16 protein-coding genes are annotated in these 20,754 nt (G+C 56.8%); 14 read left to right on the top strand and 2 right to left on the bottom strand.

Features of this window, described 5'->3' with window-relative positions; all coding sequences use genetic code 11:
• Positions 1-29: 29 nt before the first annotated feature.
• The gene (locus tag HMPREF0576_RS03805) at positions 30-2,417 is read right to left on the bottom strand and encodes a HelD family protein (RefSeq protein WP_245527325.1); all 2,388 of its coding nucleotides are present in this window, start codon (positions 2,415-2,417) and stop codon (positions 30-32) included.
• A 115-nt stretch (positions 2,418-2,532) separates the two neighbouring features.
• Here HMPREF0576_RS03805 and HMPREF0576_RS03800 point away from each other — a divergent pair, with 115 nt between their 5' ends.
• Complete coding sequence (locus tag HMPREF0576_RS03800) at positions 2,533-3,582, top strand: PAC2 family protein (RefSeq protein ID WP_004010743.1); 1,050 nt, start codon at positions 2,533-2,535, stop codon at positions 3,580-3,582.
• Positions 3,583-3,612: 30 nt separating this feature from the next.
• On the opposite strand, the gene HMPREF0576_RS03795 is transcribed toward HMPREF0576_RS03800, so the two are convergent.
• A complete protein-coding gene (locus HMPREF0576_RS03795) occupies positions 3,613-4,923 on the bottom strand; it encodes a hypothetical protein (protein WP_004010742.1) in 1,311 nt (436 codons plus the stop codon).
• A 163-nt stretch (positions 4,924-5,086) separates the two neighbouring features.
• Between HMPREF0576_RS03795 and HMPREF0576_RS03790 the strand changes: the two genes are divergently transcribed.
• The 13 genes from HMPREF0576_RS03790 to HMPREF0576_RS03730 all read left to right on the top strand — a co-directional run bounded on the left by HMPREF0576_RS03790 (position 5,087) and on the right by HMPREF0576_RS03730 (position 20,749).
• Positions 5,087-5,506: a DUF3040 domain-containing protein gene (locus HMPREF0576_RS03790; protein WP_236585870.1), complete on the top strand. Its 420-nt coding sequence runs from the start codon at positions 5,087-5,089 to the stop codon at positions 5,504-5,506.
• A 298-nt stretch (positions 5,507-5,804) separates the two neighbouring features.
• Positions 5,805-6,236: a division/cell wall cluster transcriptional repressor MraZ gene (gene mraZ / locus HMPREF0576_RS03785; RefSeq protein WP_036324503.1), complete on the top strand. Its 432-nt coding sequence runs from the start codon at positions 5,805-5,807 to the stop codon at positions 6,234-6,236.
• Between the two features lie 150 nt (positions 6,237-6,386).
• Positions 6,387-7,523 carry a 16S rRNA (cytosine(1402)-N(4))-methyltransferase RsmH gene (gene rsmH / locus HMPREF0576_RS03780; RefSeq protein WP_004010741.1) on the top strand — a complete coding sequence of 379 codons (1,137 nt, stop codon included), beginning with the start codon at positions 6,387-6,389 and terminating at the stop codon, positions 7,521-7,523.
• Positions 7,520-7,936: a cell division protein FtsL gene (ftsL, locus tag HMPREF0576_RS03775; protein WP_036324220.1), complete on the top strand. Its 417-nt coding sequence runs from the start codon at positions 7,520-7,522 to the stop codon at positions 7,934-7,936. Before rsmH ends, ftsL begins: the two co-directional genes overlap by 4 nt.
• 89 nt (positions 7,937-8,025) lie before the next feature.
• Complete coding sequence (locus HMPREF0576_RS03770; RefSeq protein ID WP_004010739.1) at positions 8,026-9,834, top strand: peptidoglycan D,D-transpeptidase FtsI family protein; 1,809 nt, start codon at positions 8,026-8,028, stop codon at positions 9,832-9,834.
• 6 nt (positions 9,835-9,840) lie between these two features.
• Positions 9,841-11,391, top strand: coding sequence for a Mur ligase family protein (locus tag HMPREF0576_RS03765; protein ID WP_004010738.1), 1,551 nt, complete (start codon positions 9,841-9,843; stop codon positions 11,389-11,391).
• A 73-nt stretch (positions 11,392-11,464) separates the two neighbouring features.
• A complete protein-coding gene (locus HMPREF0576_RS03760; protein ID WP_004010737.1) occupies positions 11,465-12,916 on the top strand; it encodes a UDP-N-acetylmuramoyl-tripeptide--D-alanyl-D-alanine ligase in 1,452 nt (483 codons plus the stop codon).
• Positions 12,913-14,013, top strand: a complete 1,101-nt coding sequence (gene mraY / locus HMPREF0576_RS03755; protein WP_004010736.1) for a phospho-N-acetylmuramoyl-pentapeptide-transferase — start codon at positions 12,913-12,915, stop codon at positions 14,011-14,013. Before HMPREF0576_RS03760 ends, mraY begins: the two co-directional genes overlap by 4 nt.
• Positions 14,010-15,497 (top strand): UDP-N-acetylmuramoyl-L-alanine--D-glutamate ligase, encoded by a 1,488-nt coding sequence (gene murD, locus HMPREF0576_RS03750; RefSeq protein WP_004010735.1) that lies wholly within the window; start codon positions 14,010-14,012, stop codon positions 15,495-15,497. Before mraY ends, murD begins: the two co-directional genes overlap by 4 nt.
• Positions 15,472-16,824: an FtsW/RodA/SpoVE family cell cycle protein gene (locus tag HMPREF0576_RS03745; protein WP_004010734.1), complete on the top strand. Its 1,353-nt coding sequence runs from the start codon at positions 15,472-15,474 to the stop codon at positions 16,822-16,824. Before murD ends, HMPREF0576_RS03745 begins: the two co-directional genes overlap by 26 nt.
• A 114-nt stretch (positions 16,825-16,938) precedes the next feature.
• A complete protein-coding gene (locus HMPREF0576_RS03740) occupies positions 16,939-18,111 on the top strand; it encodes a UDP-N-acetylglucosamine--N-acetylmuramyl-(pentapeptide) pyrophosphoryl-undecaprenol N-acetylglucosamine transferase (RefSeq protein WP_004010733.1) in 1,173 nt (390 codons plus the stop codon).
• Between the two features lie 2 nt (positions 18,112-18,113).
• Positions 18,114-19,613 carry a UDP-N-acetylmuramate--L-alanine ligase gene (gene murC, locus HMPREF0576_RS03735; RefSeq protein ID WP_004010732.1) on the top strand — a complete coding sequence of 500 codons (1,500 nt, stop codon included), beginning with the start codon at positions 18,114-18,116 and terminating at the stop codon, positions 19,611-19,613.
• A complete protein-coding gene (locus tag HMPREF0576_RS03730) occupies positions 19,610-20,749 on the top strand; it encodes a cell division protein FtsQ/DivIB (protein WP_004010731.1) in 1,140 nt (379 codons plus the stop codon). The genes murC and HMPREF0576_RS03730 overlap by 4 nt, the downstream gene beginning before the upstream one ends.
• The last annotated feature ends 5 nt before the right edge of the window (positions 20,750-20,754 follow it).

Here is a 20,754-nt window from a genome sequence, read left to right as displayed (position 1 = left end):
CACGTCAGGGCTCATCTCAAGGGGTGGCTTTACGGCGCGGTGGGGCAAAGTTCCATTCCGGCGGGTAAAACGCTGGCTAAAACATGCATCCGTTTCGTGCAGCGCGTCATCGCCACATACAAATCCCCGGCGGACTGGTCAGCGATAACGGCTGGTTCCACCAGGATGACGGTGTCAAACTCCAGACCTTTTGCCGCTCGCGGATCCAGGCAACACACCTGGTCAGCTACCACATCCGCGGTTTCCAAGCCCAAAGTCGCAGCCAGGTACGAATGCGCCGCAGTGGGGACAATAATCGCCAGCTTACCGGCACCCGAACCGACTGCTGCCTCTAAACGTGCTGTTTCATCCTGAAGGGTTTCGCGGAGCGTAGGCACCAGGTTCCCCGGTCCAGAGACTGGTTCGTGCAGATTCGCATGTGGCTCACCCTGGAGACGTGTAAACACCAGGGAGTCCGCTACGTCCCGCGCTGATTGCAACGGCACTACCGTGTGCTCGGTGGTCGCCAGCGCCTTTTGCGCCAAATCCATCACGGCACGAGGGGTACGGTAGTTGATGGTGAGCTGTTCCATCACCGGCGCAGCGCGCCGGGCAGGTCCCAGCAGAGTTTCCCAAGACAGCGGACTCGATGAGCGCTGCGACGTTTGGTTCACGTCACCAACCACGGTGAACGACCGGGAGGGGCACCGGCGCAGCAACAGGTGCCAGTCCATCGGGGAAAGCTCCTGTGCCTCGTCCACAACCACGTGACCGTAAGCCCAGGAGCGGTCCGCGCGGGCGCGTTGAGCCAGGGGAGAGAGACTGACTTCACCGCGGGATGAACGCGCCAACATCCGTGCGTTGATGAGTCCTCCGCCCAGATCCATTGCCTCGATGGCCTCTGCCGCGCGTTCAATTTCGCGCTGTTCGCGATTGCGGCGCTGCGTCGCCGAATCTGTCATTCCGGGTAGGGGTCCCAGCAACTCTGCCAGCTCATCCAAAATGGGCACATCAGCATCGGTAAAGGGACTGGTCTTGGGACGTTGCAAGGCGGCGATTTCCTCCGCGGTGAAAATTCCCGAAGCGATACGCTGCAAATAATCCGGGTAAGCATAGAGACGCGCCAACAGGTCAGGGGCAGACGCGGGGAGATAGCAGCGGTTGACTGCCCGGCGAACTTCCGCAGAAGCTCGGATTTCCTCGGTCATCCACTCCATGTCTTCTTTGGTGGGGGTCTGACCGGCATAGAGCTTGGTCAACTCGCGAACCAGGAATTTGGCATATGCCGCCCAGTGCTGATTGTGGGTGGAGCCACCGTGTGATCCGGCTTCCATCGCGTCACGAACCAAAGCGGCGCTCAGATTTAGTTGGACGTGATCCAGTTGCAGCATTTGATCTTCGCGGGGCGGACGTTTCAAATCTGCCACGGCCGCGGCGGCGACTTTAATCCAGCGGGTGTCGCCTTTCAGAGCGCGCAACTCCGGACGCTCTGCCACGGTGTGTACACCGGGGAAACATTCTCCAATAGTCAGGCTAACCACTCCGGTCTCGCCCAGGGCAGGAAGTACTCGCTCGATGTAGCGCAAAAACGTGTGATTGGGACCAACGACCAACACCCCTTGTGAATCCAGCTGATCGCGGTGGGCATAGAGTAGGTAAGCCGCCCGATGCAGTGCCACCGCGGTCTTGCCGGTTCCCGGTCCGCCCTGCACCACTAAAAAAGCATTCAGGTCAGAACGAATCACCCGGTCTTGTTCCGCTTGGATCGTTGAGACAATGTCCGACATCTGACCACTACGGGCACGTGAGAGCGCTGCCATCAAAGCACCTTCACCCTGCAGCGTTGCCGTTTGCACAGCATCAGTGTCAGGGGAGGAAGTCAACAGTTCGTCCTCCACGCCCACCACTTGACGCAAACTGGTGGCGACGTGTCGCCGCTTCCACACTCCCATCGGGGCTACTGCCGTAGCTTGATAGAAAGGCTGGGCGACTTTCGCTCGCCAATCCACCAGCAGTTGACGAGACATGCCTTCGCCAGGCATATCGGCAAGTTTTTCTGGTGATGTCGGCGCTAGGTCCGCGGGAGAGTTCTCAGTCGGGGAAAGCTCCGGGGTAGCGGACTCAGCGTCGGTGGGGTCAAAGTCGCGTAAACCAATCCGACCAATGTGGAAACTGGTCCCGTCGTTTAGGTTTAAACCTCCAAAGACCAGGCGATTTTCCACACTTTCCAGGCGTGTAGCGGCATCACCATAATGGGCTGCTAAAGCATCGCGGTCAGCCCTGGCAGAGGGATTAGAACTCATCTCTGCGGCGACCTCGTCTTGTCGCCGCCGGTAATAGACCCGCATTTCATCGAGAGTTTTATAGGCGCGGTCAACGAAAGTCTGTTCCTTGGCAATCTCGGATTGCTGGGACGACGGCACCGTTGCGTCAGCCAATTTTTCTCTCCTCAAGGCATCAAAAGGGTACTCAATTATGCCCTAAAAGGCTTACGGGGAGCGAATTGGGGGCAAGTCTTGATAACATTTAGGGGTTGAACTTTTCGAGGGAAAAATGGACGCAAACAAATTTGATTCTTTATTAGCGCCCGGCGCGGACTTCAGTGGTCATGCCGATGTCATGCTGCATCACCTCAACGGGGCGATGGATGCCGGACATTCTGGGCGGGGTATGTTGGAACACTTGGTGGAAGCCCTGCCGCATCAGACTATTGCGACCTTCAATTCCGATAAATTGGTAGATTTTCGTTCCCATCGTCCCTGGTTGAGCTTTTCGGACTGGAAGTTTACCGAAGTGGAAATGCCCGAAATTCGTCTCGATTTACTCAGCGATGACAATGATCGAAATTTCTTGGTGCTCCACGGTCCCGAGCCGGATGCCCAATGGAATCTGTTTTTGGAGACTATCCAAGAGATTGTGCGGCGTCTAGGCGTGCGTCAGACCGTCGGCGTGACGGGAATGCCCGCGGGAGTACCCCATACTCGCCCCACTCCGGTGCACCTGCACGGGGCTCGTTCCGAGAGCCTGCCCAAGCAGCCCAAAATGGTCGGTGAGATGATTTTGCCGGCAGGGATGGACCAACTCATCGAGTTCACCTTGGGACAAACCGGTCTGGATGCGGTCGGAATCATTGCGGCGGTACCGTATTATTTGGCAGAAGGGGACTACCCGCCGGCGGCTGCGGCGCTGATGTCCGCGGTGGCAGCAAAGACCGGATTGGCACTGCCCGTAGGAGACATCGAAGCGGCTTCTGCCCTCACCTTGGGACAAATCAACCAGATGGTTGAACAGTCCGAGGAAGCTGGACACATCGTCGAGATTCTAGAACAGCATTTTGACGAAGCCGAACCGATGGCGATTATTGAAACTCCAGAGGAACCGCTGCCTACCGCTGAAGAACTTGGGGCTCGTCTTGAAGAATTTTTGAAACGCACCGATCGGTTGAATCGCGGGGCGAAACTCTCAAACCTTAATGAAGAGTCCCTCCCGGTCGCCGATGCTTCTGGGATTTCTTCCCTGCGCGACACGCCTTATGAGAAACGCAACATTGAACGGCTCCGTCCTCGCCGGGGGCGTCACCGTCGCGATACCCCGGAGGATTAACCCAGACCGGTCTCCTGAAATACCGGATGGTTAGCGAGTCCAACCACCCAGTGGCTGATCCCCGGAGGGGGCATTGTAGACCGGGAACATAATGTCGGGATTGATAAAACCGAGCCATGCTACAGTCAGCCCGGTCAATATAGCTATGCCGAGCCAGCCGATGCCGGGTCCAATCAGATTTGCGCGATTTCCCGGATCTGTGCCCACTCCCACCAGGTTTACCTGCGAGGGGTTCATCGGGTAATACCAAGCCTGAGGTCCCTGGGCGGCGACTTCATCGAGACTGTTTGTTTCGTCGCCGAGTTCCGCCCGATTAGCTTCCTCAATGCGGGCTCGTGCGGTGGCGCGTTCAAAGGCTTCGCGTTGCGCCAACAGTTCCGCCTCTCGCTTTAGTCGGGCTTTTTCTGCGGCGGCGCGAGCTTTTGGAGGACGCGGGTCAAATCGCGGATCATTTTCCGGTAAGGCGGTGATTTTCACCATGGTAGGTCCGTCGGGAGTGTGCAGTTCAGAAACCGCCGTATGGGGTTGGGAATGTTCCGGGGGAATTGCCGGGTTGACCCGCCACACTCCTTCCGCTTCTTCCTTTAACTGGGTTCGCACCAGTTTTTGCAGCAAAAGGCTGGTGCGTCGCTGGAAACCGGGAATTCGCACTTTGCCGTATTGTGCCGGCATTCCTAGCGGTGCCCACAGCAGGGACACTTCAAAGCCGCCGGGGCGCCCGGCGCGACCGTTGAGGCGTCGAATGCCGCTGATCGAAGCCGGCACGGTGGCGGGGCTGGACGTCACGCGAACCCACACCGCGACAGCTTGTCCAAAGCGCAGGAGACCATAGAGAGTGGCGAATGCAAAGAACAGTATCGTGGACGGGAACAGGAGCACGAAATAGGGGTCTGAGTTCGTGATGAGTTCCATGTTGAACAGGCAGATGCCAGTCATGATGAACTGTGCAATCAGCAGCAGTACCGCGTTGATGATGGTTTCCGTGTTCCAGGAGTGAGAGTTTTCAAAACGGATGTCGCGTGGATCGACAACCGAGACCCATGCGGGCAGCGGAAGGTGATAGCGAGCGCAGGTCCGAGCTCGACCGACATGGAGGTCTTCGGGGTTTAAAGTTACGTAATAGTATGAGTTAGCTTCACCGGGGTCTTGAAATGGCAAAAGGACCGTGACCTCGTAAGGCAGGGAACGCATGGTGTCGTCCTCGGTGAGGGGCTCGACTTCTTTGATATACGCCTGGATACGGTAGCGTTCTACGCTGCTCTGAGGACGTGCTCGATAGATGAGGATTGCCGCTAAGATTAGTGCCACAACCCACCACAGACCAATAATTAACGCTTGCATAACACAATTAAACCAGTAAAAAGGGCTGTTTATCGAGTTTCGGTCGATTCGTTTCCAGGTCATGTGGCGCGATTAGGATAAAAACAGGTAAACTGGTTTGTAGTAACATGTTGGTTTTGGTTTTGGGATGTTTTCCTCGACCGCGCATTGAAAGGGCATGGTCATGGCATTGTCGGACTATGAAAAGCAAGTCCTGGCGCAGATGGAGGCTCAGCTCCACAATGAGGATCCCAGAATGGCTGACAGGATGCGTCAGACTTCCACGAAGGTCGGCGAGCCTGCGGTGAGTCGCCCGCGGCGGGTTGCTTTCGGGGTCGTTTTGGTGCTGATTGGGGCGACGGTCCTGATTGGAGGGCTCATTGCCACGCCCTATCTGAATGGTCTGGATTTCTTAGGTACTCTCGTGGGAGTGCTGGGGTTCGTGGTTATCGTCCTGGGGTTTTTGAAAATTTTTGGGGTCGGGTCAAAGTCTTCCGCTTCGAAGCCTGCCCCTCGCAGCCAGCCCGCCGGCGCGCCAGCTTCGCGCGGTTCCTTTATGGATCGCCAAAATGAGCGCTGGGAGCGTCGCCAACAGGGTGAATAGTCTGTTACCTCACCTTGTGTCGAGTCGCTGACTCGAGGGTTTTATCCGGTTACCGAGTTTCGGTAGCCGGTTTTTTTGTTTCTCAACGTCCCTTTTAATCCGTCCTTGAGGGGATAATTGCAAATATTTCCTCCACTCAATAATTCTCTGAATTTTCAACGATTCTTTTGTTAAAAATGCGAAATTTATCGCGTTTTTGCATATTCGTGGATGAAAGTGGAGTAAAGTGGGGTATAACGAAAACCTTATAGGTATCGGGTCAAAATTCAGCGTCACGCTGAGGGTGAAAGGGAAGGTCGTGTTCTTAGGGACCTACGAGCCAAAGCTCGATGACAAGGGTCGCCTGATACTGCCTGCCCGCTTTCGGGAGCAACTCGCAGGCGGAGTCGTTTTGACCAAGGGTCAAGACCACTGCGTTTATGCGTTTGAGACTGGCGAGTTCCAAGCCCTGTACGCGGAACTCCGCCAGGCTCCCCTCACCCACAAGCAGGCGCGCAACTTTTCCCGCGTGCTGCTATCTGGGGCGAGCGATCAAATCCCGGACAAGCAAGGACGGATTAACATTCCGCCCGCACTGCGTGAATACGCCGGATTAGACCGTGACCTGGCGGTTTTCGGAGCGGGTTCCCGGGTCGAGATTTGGGACCTCAAGACCTGGAACGAATTCTTGGCTGCCGCCGAGGAGGACTTTTCAGAAGTTTCGGAAGAAATCCTTCCGGGGCTGCTGTGAGAAAACTCGCGCATAACTGCATAAACCCGCGTGGGTTTGGTGTCCTACCGATTCTGAATGCTCTTCCCCGCAGGCAGACACGGTGGGAAACCTGGCTAACGCGGGAGACGCTAGAAACACGGGGGTATACCCTGAGGAGAAAGAAGAAACGTGAAATCAGTTGCCGAAATCCACCAGCCGGTGCTGGCTGCGGTGTGCGCTGATTTACTGGCACCCGCTTTGACCCCCACCTCAGAAGCTGTCACCCCACTTTCCTCCACCGCCGACTTTCACAATGTTCAAGGTCCTGTCTTGGTCGATGCCACTCTCGGTATGGGGGGACACAGCGCATACCTATTGGAGAGCCATCCGCAGTTGCGAATCATCGGTATCGACCGTGACCCGCAGGCTCGGGATTTGGCGGCAACTCGACTCAGTGATTTCGCCAATCGCCTCAGCATCGTCGGTACGACATACGGGGAACTGGACGACGTGTTGGCGCAACACGGTCTGAGCCAAGTCGACGGGATTTTAGCTGACCTAGGAGTTTCGTCACTGCAGCTGGACGAGGCGGAACGCGGTTTTGCCTATGCGCATCCGGAAGCTCCTCTGGACATGCGAATGAATCAGAGCTCCGGTTTCACCGCCGCCGATTTCTTGAACTTGGCAGAGGTAGAAGAAATTGCCGCGGTGCTGCACACCTACGGTGAAGAAAAATTTTCTTGGCCCCTCGCGAAAGCTATCGTGAAAGCCCGACAGAATCAGCCTTTGCAAGTTTCCGGACAACTGGTACAAATCATCCGCGACACGATTCCCGCCCCGGCGCGGCGTACCGGAGGGAACCCTGCCAAACGCACGTTCCAAGCCCTGCGGGTGGCGGTTAACGACGAACTCGGCGATTTGGAACGTTTCCTGACAAAGGCGCTGGCAAGCGTGCGAGTCGGTGGACGCATCGTGGTTGAAAGCTATCAGTCCCTGGAGGACCGCCTGGTCAAGAGGGCTTTCGCGGCAGGGATTCACCCCGCGGCGCCCAAGGGGTTACCCGTGCTGCCTGAACAGGCGCAGCCTTGGCTGCGCGACCTCACACATGGCTCTCGTCTAGCTGATGAGTCTGAGGTCGCTCAGAATCCACGCGCCGCCTCGTTGCGATTGCGCGCCGTGGAAAAGACGCGGGAACCCCACCCGGAAACTCGCGCGGGGAACCTTGTGAGAACCAAACCAAAACCGGCAGAAAAACGGTTTCCCACCCTGATGAAATTACGTGCTCAAAACCCTGTCCGCCCCCTAGATGAAGGAGACCCCTCGTGACTAACGTAGCCACTTCCAACCTGGCTTTGCGCAAACCCGGCAGTGTTGCTGGGACGCCGCTCCCGGCTCGGAGTGCCTCCCGACCGCAGCTGCAACTGGTTCCGAATTTTCAGAAGCGTCGTATCACGTGGCCTATGTGGCTGACGGTGGCAGCGATGCTCGTCGTTGCTCTGGTCGTACCCGTCGTCATCAATACTCAGTTGGCGATGACTTCCTACGACATGTATGCCATGCAAAACGAGTTGAATTTGTTGCTCGACCAGCAAGCTGACTTGGTGACCCAGGCTCGTGAAGCCCAATCGCCGCAATATCTGGCAGAAAAAGCCCGCGAAATCGGATTGGTTCCCGCCGGGGAACAGGGCTATGTGACATTGTCGACTGGCGAAATCATTCCCGGGAAAGCTGCGCACTAGGGGTTGCGAGGGCGTCTCGCCTGGCGAAACCCCTCCCGTTCACGGCGTGGGAACGTGAAAACAGGGCAGCTCGGGGCGAAACTGGTCTGGTGAGTAGAGTCCGAAAAAACCTGTTGGTGGGGGCCATCATCGCGGTGCTGTGCATTTTTGCAGTTCGTTTGGTGGTGGTGCAGTTGGTACAGGGACCGGAACTCGCCGCGGCAGCTCAGGATCAGCGCAGTCGCATTCACGTCATTAAGGCTCAGCGTGGGGACATTCTGGACTCGTCGGGCAGGCAGATGGCAACCTCCGTGAAACGTTACAATATCGGGGTTAATCAGGTTAAAATCAATACCTATTTTCAGCCGAAGACCGCGGGTAAAGATGCCCAGGGTAACCCGAAGGTTATCTATGACCAATTCGACCGACCCGAGGTTGCGGCTTACGGACCGGCAGCGGCAGCAAAGAAACTGGCTCCGATTTTGAAAGCTGAACCCGCCGAGCTGGGCGGAAAACTGACCGCGCAACCCGGTAAAAAGCCTTCAACGTTCGTGTACATTGCCAAAGAAGTGACCCCCGAAGTCTGGCGCAAAGTCGCGAAACTGGGAATCCCAGGCATCGAGCCCGAAGAAATCACGAAACGGATCTATCCCAACGGCAACGTGGCAGGAAACATCATCGGTTTTACCAATATCGACGGAGTGGGCTTAGCAGGGCTGGAATTGAGCCAAAATAGCAAGCTCGCCGGGGTGGATGGCAAAGACTTCACGGAAATCGGTCGGAAGGGACAAACCATCCCGGTTCAAGACAACTATCGTAAGGAAGCCATTGCCGGGCAAACCATTAAGACGACTATCCTGCTGGATTTGCAGAATACCTGTCAGCAGGTAGTCGAAAAATCTCGCTCTCAGTTCGGGGCGCAATCCGTCATGGCAGAAGTCCAAGAGGTCGGTACTGGAAAAATCCTCGCCCTGTGCGAGACGGATACTGTCAACCCCTCAGATCCCACCAAAACCAGTGATAAAAATCGCGGATCCAAAGCCGTCTCTACGGTTTATGAGCCGGGGTCGACCTTGAAAGTTCACACCATGGGAGCGGTTATTGATGCCGGTAAAGTTACTCCTACCAGTACATTTACCGTGCCGGCTGCAATCACCATGTCTAACGGGCAAAGTTTCCGGGACTCGACTCCGCACGGTACCTACGCACTCACCGCGGCGGGGATTATTGCGAAATCATCGAACGTGGGAATCGTCCAGGTTGGTGACCTGGTGACGGACACCGATCGGTATCAAAAACTGAAACAACTCGGTTTTGGCAAGCTCACCGGTGTTGAACTGCCCGGCGAAAGTGCAGGTCTACTGGTAGCGCCCGAAAAATGGGACGGACGCCAACGTTACACCATCATGTTTGGTCAAGGTATCGCCGCAACCATCCTCCAGGTCACCAACGGTATCGCCACGGTGGCGAACGGGGGCGTGGAAGTGCAACCCCATCTCATCGAATCGTGGAAGAAACCTGACGGCAGCATGGAAAAGAGATCTGTGGATGCGGGGACCAGGGTCTATACCAAGGACACATCTCGGGAATTGCTGACCATGATGGAAGGTGTTGTCTCTGCAAAGGGTGGCGCTCCCGATGCCCAAATTGAGGGCTACCCGGTGGCAGGAAAGACCGGTACCACCCAGATTATTGAAGCCAATGGCAGGCAAACCGGGACCGTCGGGTCCTTTACCGGGGTGTTTCCCGCAGATAATCCCCGCGTGGTTATCACCGTGGTGGTACACCGCCCTTCTGCCTCAATATATGGTGCAGTGGTGGCGGTACCTGCCTTTAAAGAGATTGCGGGGGCTACGATTAGAGAACTGGGAATCCCACCCACCGACACGAAGCCACAGCTGTATCCGATTGGAGATTAGAGAAATATGACTCTGGAAGTTGCTTTTGACCCCTACGCGCCGGATTTGCATCGCTTGCCCTGGGTCGAAGTTACGGATTTGGCACAAGCCGTGGGCGGCACGGTTCACGGTGACGGCGGGCGTGTGCGCGGTGCGGTGATTGATAATCGAGCGGTGCGCGGCGGTGAACTATTTGTGGCGATGCCTGGGTTCCACGTGCATGGCGCCAAGTTTGCCGCCGACGCAGCTTCGCGTGGAGCCGGGGCAGTGTTGAGCGATCCGGCAGGGATGGCGTTCCTCACGGACCTGGACATCCCCGCTATTATCGTGCCCGATGTGGCTTCCGTGGCCGGTCAAGCCGCAGCTATTGCCTTCAATCGTCCCTGTCAGCAATTGAGCGCGTGGGGCGTGACGGGTACAAACGGAAAAACCACCACCACCTACCTTTTGCGTCACCTGCTGCACCGAGTGGGGCACCTGTCCTCGCTGGTGGGCACGGTAGAAGCCGCGGTGGGTAAGAAAACCGCTCCCGCTTTCATCACGACACCGCAAGCCCCGCAGCTGCAAGCTTTCGCGGCTACGACGGTGCAGGAAAATGTGCATCACATGGTGGTGGAAGTCTCTTCGCACGCTTTGGCGATGGGGCGGGTGGATCCGCTGCATTTTGCTTGCGTCGGATTTACGAACCTGTCCCAGGATCACTTGGATTACCACGGCACGATGGAACAATACTTCCAGACCAAGGCTTCGCTGTTCTCCCAGCAGCGCAGTGATCGCCAAGTCATCATCGTTGACGGCGTGTGGGGTCAGCGCCTGGCAGAGCAGCTGGAACGTAGCGGGCAACATGATTTCGTGACCCTGTCTCTGACGGGTCGACCGGCTGATTGGCAAGGGAAAATTATCGAGCTGGACGGTGGCTTTACCGAACTGCGACTGCGGGCTTTCGATGGCAAAGAAGCCTCCGTGCAGGTACGGATGCCCGGCACGTTTAACGCAATCAATGCCGCCCTTGCCATCGTCATGGTGGTGACAGGATTGTCTCCCAGCCCGCGTCAGTTAGACGGCGACATTTTGCGCCACCTTACCGTGAATCCCATCCGACTGGACGTGCCGGGACGGATGGAACTGCTGTGTGAAGAGCCACGGGTGATTGTGGACTTTGCACACAACCCGGATTCCACCAAGGTTTTGCTAGACACCATGCGGATTTCGACCAAAGGTCGGTTGCTGTTGGTGATGGGCGCTGACGGACAGCGTGATCCGGGGAAACGTCCGATTTTGGGTCAGATTGCTGCCGAGCTGGCAGATTTCACCTACGTTACCGACGGGGATATTCACGAGGAAGAACCCAGCGGGATTCGCCGAGACGTGATGGCTGGAATGAAGGGTTACGAGGAAAAATTTGTGGAGGTCGCCCCGCGGGAGGTGGCAATAGAGCGAGCCATTTTAGACGCGCGTCCCGAAGATACGGTCGTGATTACGGGGCGGGGACACGAGTCCATCATGTTCACGCCGGAAGGTCAATATGACCTCGACGATCGGGTGGTCGCCCGCGAGGCTCTGTCCAAGCGGAACTGACCCCCTTTTCTGACCGGGGATGGCGTGGGATAAGATTAAAGCTGATTTGTTTGCCTTTTGAAGGAGTCCACCTTTGATAGATATGACCCTTGACGCCCTACGTGAGGCGATTGGTTTGGAACCTGGGGAAAACTCGACTCGGATTCAAGGCAGTGCGCACACCGATTCGCGTTTGGTCAGCACCGGAGATGTCTTTGTGGCGTTGCCTGGAGAAAACACTGACGGGCATCACTTCTTGGGTTCCGTGGCTCGCCGTGGGGGAAAGGTTGCCATCGTCAGCCACGACCGCGCCGAGATTCTCAATCAAGGGTGGGCGACCGCCGAAGAGTTGGACCAGTTGACCGTGCTGCAGGTCTCCGACCCGCAATATGCCTTGGGGCGGCTGGCTCGGGCGCACTTGCGACAACTGCGTGCCCAAGCCCGCGGAGGAACCGGCAAACTAAAACTCGTCATTGGCATTACGGGGTCCGCCGGGAAGACCACCACCAAAGACCTGACGAAGCAGCTTTTATCCACCAAAGGTGCCACTGTTGCCCCCGTGGCATCATTCAATAATGAGGTCGGACTGCCGCTGACAGTCTTGGAAGCGGACGTGTCTACCGAGTACCTGGTTTTGGAAATGGGCGCTTCGCAGCCCGGTGACATCGCCTATCTGACCGACATTGCGCCACTGGATGTGGCTCTGGTCCTGATGGTGGGAGTAGCACACCTGGAGTCGTATTCATCGGTTGAGGCCTTAGCAGCCGAGAAAGCGACCATCCTGGAAAACCTGGGACCTTCAGGGATGGCCATTTTGAATGCGGACGACCCGCGGGTGGAAGCCATGAGCGGACGGACTTCGGGACGCCTCATGTACTTTTCAACGAAAAAGAACACCCCGGTGCGCATCACCGACTTGCGACTGGACGAGGCCGCACGGGGCAGTTTCCTGCTGCACACCCCGGAGGGTAGCGCTCCAGTACAGCTGCAGCTCCTCGGTGCGCATCATGTCACCAATGCGTTGGCGGCCGCGGCGATTGCGCATGTCGCCGGGATGACTCCTGCCGAGATTGCAACTGTGCTCTCAAATGCTACTCCGGTCAGTGAACATCGCATGAACCTGGTGCATTTGGCAGACGGAGTCGACCTCATTGACGATGCGTATAACGCGAACCCGGATTCGGTGCGAGCTGCCCTGGACGTGATTGCGAAATCGGGAGCCACTCGGCGAGTGGTGATTGTGCTGGGGGATATGCTGGAACTGGGTGAGACGTCTCCGCAACTGCATGGAGAAATCGGGCGTTACGCCGCGAACCTCGGAATTTCGGTGCTGCTGACCGTCGGACCGATGGCGAAGCACATTGAAAGCGCCTACTCTGCACTGAAGCGAGACGGGGAAAGTCATCAGGTGATGGATGCCACCGCTGCCGGTCGGCTACTGCAAGAGATTGTGCGTCCCGGTGATTTGATTTTGGTTAAAGGTTCGCACGGTTCGGGTTTGTGGAAATTGGCGCAAGAAATTGAAGAAAGGGGCCGCGTCCGATGACTGCGGTATTGACTGCCGGTTTTATCGCCCTTTTTTTTGCCCTGCTGGTCACCCCGTTCTATGCGAAGTGGCTGGTCAACAGGCAGTATGGTCAGTTTATACGCCAGGATGGTCCCACCGCGCACTATACGAAACGCGGTACGCCCACCATGGGCGGGGTCATCATCATTCTTGCCATCATTATCGGGTGGGGAGCGGGACACGTTCACCAGGTAGTCACCAGTGGCAAGGGACCTACCGTTTCGTCCCTGATCCTCATTTTTTTGCTGGTCGGGCTGGGATTTATCGGCTGGTTAGACGATTGGATTAAGATTTCCAAACACCGTTCTTTAGGGCTAAATCCAACCGGAAAGATACTTGGTCAGCTGGCAGTCGGATCCATATTTTCTGGACTGGCACTAGGATTTGAGAACTCACATGGGCTGAGCCCCGCTTCCACGAAAATTTCTATCATCCGGGACACGAACCTGGATTTGGCTTTCGCCGGTATTGGGCTGGGCGTGGTGCTGTTCCTGATTTGGGCAAACTTCCTGGTGGCAGCCTGGTCTAACGCGGTGAACCTGACGGATGGTCTGGATGGGTTAGCGACCGGCGCTTCGATTTTCGTCTTCGGCGGGTACACCATGATGTCTTTCTGGCAGTTCTCGCAGCGCTGCGGTATCGAGGGCACGAAAGCTCCCGCGTGTTACGCTGAAATCCGCGACCCGCTGGACATTGCGATTTTCTGTGCGGCAGTGGTCGGGGCGCTGATTGGATTTTTGTGGTGGAATGCCTCACCGGCGCGTATTTTTATGGGCGATACCGGCTCACTTGCACTGGGAGGTATTCTGGCGGGAGTTTCGATTTTCACCCACACCGAGTTCCTGGCAATCATTATCGGTGGTCTGTTCGTGATGGAAGTCATCAGTGACATTATTCAGGTCGGGTTCTTTAAAGCCACTCACAAGCGCGTGTTTAAGATGGCTCCGATTCATCATCACTTTGAATTGTTGGGTTGGAAAGAAATTACCGTGGTCGTGCGCTTTTGGATTATTGCTGGGTTGATGACGGCCGTTGGAGTGGGACTGTTTTATTTCGATTGGGTGATGAAACTGTGAAAGATACACAATTTTCCGGTGCTTCCATTGGCGTATTGGGGCTGGGGAAGTCCGGGCGTGCCGCAGCCGACGTGCTGACCGCTCTCGGAGCCCATGTGACCTGCTACGACGCGAACCCGGACGCCTTGCAACAGGCACGTGAGGAACTTGGTGACCGGGTGGACTATTGCGCCGCCACGGGCGAACAGCTCCAGGGCGAGGCAGCCGCCGCGAAAGGGCACAAACTTTTCATAGTCTCTCCAGGAATTGCTCCGCATAATCCTCTCTATCGCCTCCCCGAGGCTAGCGTGCCCATGTGGTCAGAAGTCGAACTGGCGTGGCAGATTCAGGAAGCCATCGGTAACCGTAACTGCAAGTGGTTGTGCATTACCGGCACGAATGGAAAGACCACCACGACCGGAATGCTGGCACAGATGCTCATTACTGGTGGCGTCGTAGCAACCGCAGTGGGTAACTATGGCACGCCCATCGTCCAAGTGGCTGCCGAAGGAGCCGTGGATGCACTAGCGGTGGAATTGTCCTCGGCACAGCTACATTCCACTTACAGCTTGAAACCTTGGGCATCCGTGTGGCTAAACTTCGCGCCTGATCATATCGACTGGCACGGCAGCGCCGACGAGTATGCTTGGGACAAATCGAAAGTCTATTGCGGGGTGCAGCGTGCCGCTCTTTATCCTGCTACTGAGGAACTGCCGACCAAGGTGCTAAGCAAACGTTTCGTCCAGGAACAGGGCTTTCCTGTGGAAAAGTGCATCGGTTTAACACCGGGTATTCCCACCCCGGGCTTTTTGGGTGTGATTGAGGATGTCATTGTGGACCGCGCTTTTGGGGAAAATAACGAAACCCAGGCGCTGGAACTGGCAACTTTTGCGGACCTGGAACACTTGAGCGGAGCAAAAACGCCGACCTCAGCCCTGCTGGCAGATACTCTGGCAGCAGCCGGACTGGCGCGCTCCTACGGTTTGCAGCCTGTTTGGGTGCGCCGCGGAATTCGCGAGTTTGAGCTGGCAAATCATCGCCGTGCTGTAGTCGGCACGTTCGAGGGCGTGACCTATATTGATGATTCCAAAGCGACAAATACACACGCGGCAGCCGCGTCACTGCGTGATATTGCCGATAAGCGTGCCGTGTGGATAGTCGGGGGCGACGCGAAAGGTCAAGATTTTCATTCTCTGGTGCAAGCGGTGGCTCCGAAGGTGAAAGCTGCCGTGCTGATTGGTCTGGATCCGGAGCCTTTCGAGAGTGCATTTGCTGAAAACGGCGCGGGAATCCCAGTGAAACGGGTCGCTCCGGGGGACAATCTTATGGAAAGAACACTCAACGAGGCGCGAGCTTTAGCCGTTTCGGGGGACACCGTGCTGTTGGCTCCGGCTTGTGCCTCATGGGATCAGTTCAACAACTATCACGAGCGTGGCGACCAATTTGCTCAAGTGGCGCGGAGACTGGGGGAGAACCAAGATGGCGGGGAGGAACAAGGCTCCTAAGACACCTCGAGACGCGAAACTACCGAAGGTTTCCTCGCGAAAGTCAGCCCCCGTCTTGGTTGACGTCAACTCCGTCTCAGCCCGAGCCGCCGCGTCATCCCGGGAAAAGCCCGCGCTCCCTACCTTGATTGGGGGGTGGAAGAACCAGCCGGTCCTGAGTTATTACCTGATTTTGGTCACCACCCTGCTGCTGTTCATCATTGGCTTTATACTGGTGTTTTCTGCCTCGACCATCACCGCCCTGGAAAGTGGGGCAAACCCGTTTCTGTCCTTTGGGAAACGTTCGCTGATTTATGTCGCGGCACTGCTGATTTTGCTGATTACTTCTAGAATTCCGTTGGCTTTTTATCAAAAGTGGACCTGGTGGTTCCTGGGAGCGTCATGGTTGCTGCAGATTATGGTGTTCGTGCCGGGTATGCACGGTGCCTCTGCGGGCGGTAACACGAACTGGATTAACCTCGGTGGTGTCTTTACCATCCAGCCTTCCGAGTTTATGAAGCTGGCTCTGGTAGTTGCGTTGGGGCGGGTCTTGGCGGATCCGGAACTACGGGAGGCTAGAGATCAGAAACGCTGGCTGCTCAATGCCGGGCTGCCCGCGGTAGGGTCGCTGGGCTTGGTCATGATTGGGCGAGATTTGGGCACCGCGATGGTGATGGCAGCGCTCATTTTGTCGGCGGTATTCGTGGCAGGGATTCCCTGGCGATACTTTGCGGGGACCATCCTGTTAGGAATTTTTGGGGTCACCCTGGCAGTGATGAGTTCCGCCAACCGTCGCCGCCGCGTCTTTGGATTCATGGATGCCTCCACCACTGACCCCACCGGTATCGGCTACCAGCGACAGCACGGCTTGTGGTCTTTGGCTACCGGGGGATTGACCGGGGTCGGTCCGGGAGCCAGCCGAGAAAAATGGTCCTACCTGCCGGAAGCGGATACGGATTATATTTTTGCCATCTTGGGTGAGGAATTTGGAATTCTGGGGACTTTCCTGGTTCTGGGTTTGTTTGTGGTGCTGTGCCTGACAATGATGCGGATGATGACTCCCGAAACCAATCCGTTCGTGTGCTACACCGTAGCTGGTCTGACAGGCTGGATTTTTTCCCAAACTATCATCAATATCGGTGCCGTGATTGGTCTGCTCCCGATTATTGGGGTGCCCCTACCGCTGCTTTCTTCAGGTGGCTCCTCCCTGCTCTCCATCATGGCAGCGATGGGAATGATGATGTGTTTCGCGCGTGCCGAACCAGGGGCTGACGCAGCCCTGAAAGCTCGGATGCGTCCCCTGCGACGCGGGGCAGCGGTGTTGCTGCCCGGACGGGTGCACCGTTGAACGTTTCTCTTGACATCGGCGAAGTGGGGAAAAACGGTCGCATACTTCCCGACAACCGCACCTTCAACCGTGCCCTGAAAAAGTTTCTGGATAAAACACGCTAAAGTTGAGGGTGTGAGTGACATCTCGAGACCGGTCATTGTTTTCGCAGGCGGCGGTACCGCGGGACACGTGAATCCTTTGCTGGCGACTATTGCCGCACTAAAGTCCACTACATTCGACTTCGATCCTCTGGTCGTGGGCACTTCCGAAGGGTTGGAAAGTGAGTTAGTTCCTGCCGCCGGCTACGAACTGTTGACCATTCCCCGCTTGCCCATGCCGCGTCGTCCAAGTTCGGATTTGGTCCGTTTGCCCGTCAAGATGCGTCGCGTGGTGGCGTTGCTGCGCGATACTTTCCAAAAACGGGGGGTACGCCTGGTGGTGGGCTTTGGTGGCTACGTTTCCACTCCGGTGTATTTCGCCGCGAAACGCCTGGGCATTCCCATCGTCATTCATGAACAAAATGCCAGGCCGGGGCTTGCCAATCGGGTGGGATCACGCTACGCCGCTGGGGTTGGTCTGACTTTTGAGGGCACCGGGTTGAAATCGAAACACGGTGAGACCCGCGTGGTCGGTCTGCCCTTGCGACCCAGCATCCTCGCACTGGCTCATCAGTTGGAAATGCCCCTGACCAGGGACGCAGCCCGTGCTGAAGCTGCCGAATTCTTTGGTTTGCCGCCTTCGCACCCCACGGTGTTGATAACCGGAGGCTCTCTGGGAGCGCAACGTCTCAACGAAGTCTTGCCAGACGCGCTTTTGCGAGTGTTCCAGGAAAATCCTTCCGCCCAGGTCATTCACCTCACCGGGAAAGGTAAGGACGGTCCGGTCCAGGATTTCGTTACGAAACATCATCTGGAGCAGCGTTACCAGGTGCGAGACTATCTCACCGAGATGCACTATGGTCTGGCGCTAGCTGACTGTGTAGTGTGCCGTGCGGGGGCGGCAACTGTCGCGGAAAATACCGCCCTGGCGATTCCTACTCTTTACGTGCCTCTACCCATTGGCAATGGGGAACAGGCTCTGAACGCGCGCGGGGTAGTGGAAGCCGAGGGAGCGTTCTTGCTCGATCAAAAGAAACTGACCGAGTCTACCGCTGCCGAACTGCTGCTACGTCTGCTAGACCCCGAGCAAAACGCCACCATGCGCGCGGCGGCAGCCCAGGTCGGTACCACGCGCGGGGCAGAAAATCTCTGCGATCTCATCCTGACAGTCTGGCGTGAAACATCCGGAAAATCCGAGGAGGTCTAAACATGCCCGAATTTAAAGACAGTTCCACGAATCTGTCCAACGTCACTGCTGCCCACGAGGTCCCTTCTGACCAGGAATTTTATCTGATTGGTATCGGCGGGGCGGGCATGAGTGTCCTCGCGCTATTGCTGCATGACCTGGGGTATCAGGTGTCCGGTTCCGACCAGGTGCCAGCTGATACCTTGGGACAACTGCGCGAGGCGGGTATCAATGTTTACGTGGGACACCGGGAGGAACAGGTTCCCGCTAATGCCATCGTGGTGGTGACTTCGGCGATACATGAGGATAACCCCGAAGCTGCCCGCGCCAAGGCTCTGGGCTTAGAAATCTGGCATCGTTCTCAAGCCCTGGACTTTTGTACTCGTTCTCACGAGCTGGTGGCGGTGGCTGGGGCGCATGGCAAGACCAGCACTTCATCCATGATGGCTCACGCCCTGCTGGACATTGGCGCGGATCCGTCCTTTGCTATCGGGGGAATTATCGCCGATTTGGGGACGGGAGCACGTTTGGGATCAGGTTCCGCCTTTGTCATCGAGGCTGATGAATCCGATGGATCTTTCCTGAATTATTCACCCGCGGTGGAAGTCATCACCAACATTGAGCCGGACCACCTCGATCACTGGGGCAGCTCGGCAGCGTTTGAGCAGGCGTTCGTGAACTTTACCGGTCGACTGCGCAAGGGTGGGACGTTGGTGCTGTGTGCCGATGATGCCGGGGTCAAAAGGCTCGCTGAGCAGGTTTCAGAGCGAGGCGGCGCTGACGGTCCACGGGTTATTTCCTATGGTTTCGGGGTCCCCCTGGCTGGAGATGTCGTAGTGCAGTTGCACGAACCGGAACTGGGACCGGGTCGAGGTCAATGCCAAGTTACTATCACCGATGCTGGACAGCAGGTGTTTCATGGGCAGTTGAACTTGCGTATCGGCGGTCAACACATGCTGTTGAATGCGGGTGGGGCCCTGGGGGCTGCCTATGTCCTGGGGGTTGACTTGCCCCAGTTCATCGCGGCGTTAAGGACTTTTTCGGGAGCTGACCGCCGGATGCAGCCGGTTGGAGAACGCGATGGGGTACGTATCTATGACGATTATGGACACCATCCCACCGAGATTGCTGCTACCTTGCAGGCGGCTCGTGACCTGGCAGGTAAGGGCAGACTGCTGGTGTGCTTCCAGCCGCATCTGTATTCTCGGACCTACCATAACGTCGATGCTTTCGCCCGCGTTTTTGCTACGGTGGATGACTTGACCGTATGCTCGGTCTATGCTGCTCGCGAAGCGCCGATTCCCGGTGTGAATGGCAATATCATCACCGAGCATCTCGGGAAGGGAACCTACGTAGCGGATATGTACGCGGCGGGACTGCACGCGTTCCGGGCTGCTCGTCCCGGCGATTTTCTGTTGTTCTTGGGGGCTGGCTCCATCACTCACGTCGGTCACGCTATCGCCGCAGGACATGACTATGCATCGGTGGAACAAGCGACTCAGGCGAAAGCGAGCCAGGCGTGAAACCACCTTCTCGTCCCACCCTGGGGAAGCCCGCAGAGGGTCGTGGCTCTCGTCGGGGGCGATCCCGGCGACCCGTAGTTGACCCCAAAAGCGTTGACCTCGGCAAGGACGCTCCGTCCCGCCCTCGTGAGCGCGCCACCGCGACCGATACGGCGAACCCCGGAACTTCTGCTTCCGAAGCAAAATCAAAAAAGCCGACTCCGGCGCAACTCAACAAACAGGAACGCGACGAAAAAAAAGCTACTAAGAAAGCGCAAAAGCGGGCTGCGAAGGCAAACCGAGAGGCGGTGAAAGCTGCCCAAAAAGTTTCTCAGCATAAACGCAATCCAAAGGCAACCTCCGCTGAGGGGGCTCGTTTTGAGGCAAGTTCCCCCTGGGATTCGCTGCGGGTGGCAAGCGTAGATAACACGCTGTTGGACCGGTTAGAGGAACAAGAATTTATTCGCCGTCACCGGCTACGACTGCGGGTTTCCGGACTGATAGGGGTGCTGCTGGGAATCCTGATTGTTTTGTATGTGCTGTTTTTTTCGCCACTATTCGCCTACCAGCTCTCCAAATGCCATGTCACGGGCACTCGCAATGTAGACATTGGCCAGATTTGCCAAGCTACTCAACGTTTCGAGGGACGCTCTATCACCAGTCTGGCGACGGCAGGTGTGGCAAAAACGGTGCTGCAGGAAGTTAGTGCCCTGAAGGATGCGAAAGTCTCACCGGCTTGGCTGCACGGTTTGAACATTCACGTTGTGGAGCGCGTTCCGGTGGCTACCGTGCGGCAAAATGGCAAGGTCGTGGGTGTTGATCGATCCGGAGTGGTGTTGGAGATTGCCCCTGGCGATGTGGCGGGACTGCCGCAGCTGGATGTCGATATGGAGAAGCTCGGCGGGCAAACTCGCAAGCTGGTAGATGCAGCTTTAATTGCCTTTGGGGATATGCCCCAGGAACTGCGATCTATGATTGCCGCGGTGACTTCCGACGATCCGGCTCAGCTGCAGTTTAAGTTGCGTGACGGGCGCAGTTTAATTTGGGGTAATTCGCGTGACTCGGTGGAAAAAGCCCAGGTAGCTAAGCTTTTGTTCACGGTGCAGGACGTGAAAGTGGTCGACGTTTCCAACCCGGAGCGCCCTTCAACCCGCTGAATGCG

Source organism: Mobiluncus holmesii ATCC 35242 (genome assembly GCF_000185445.1).
Classification (GTDB): domain Bacteria; phylum Actinomycetota; class Actinomycetes; order Actinomycetales; family Actinomycetaceae; genus Mobiluncus; species Mobiluncus curtisii.
Note: the sequence above shows the minus strand (reverse complement) of the source record. Positions and strands in the feature narration are given on the sequence as shown.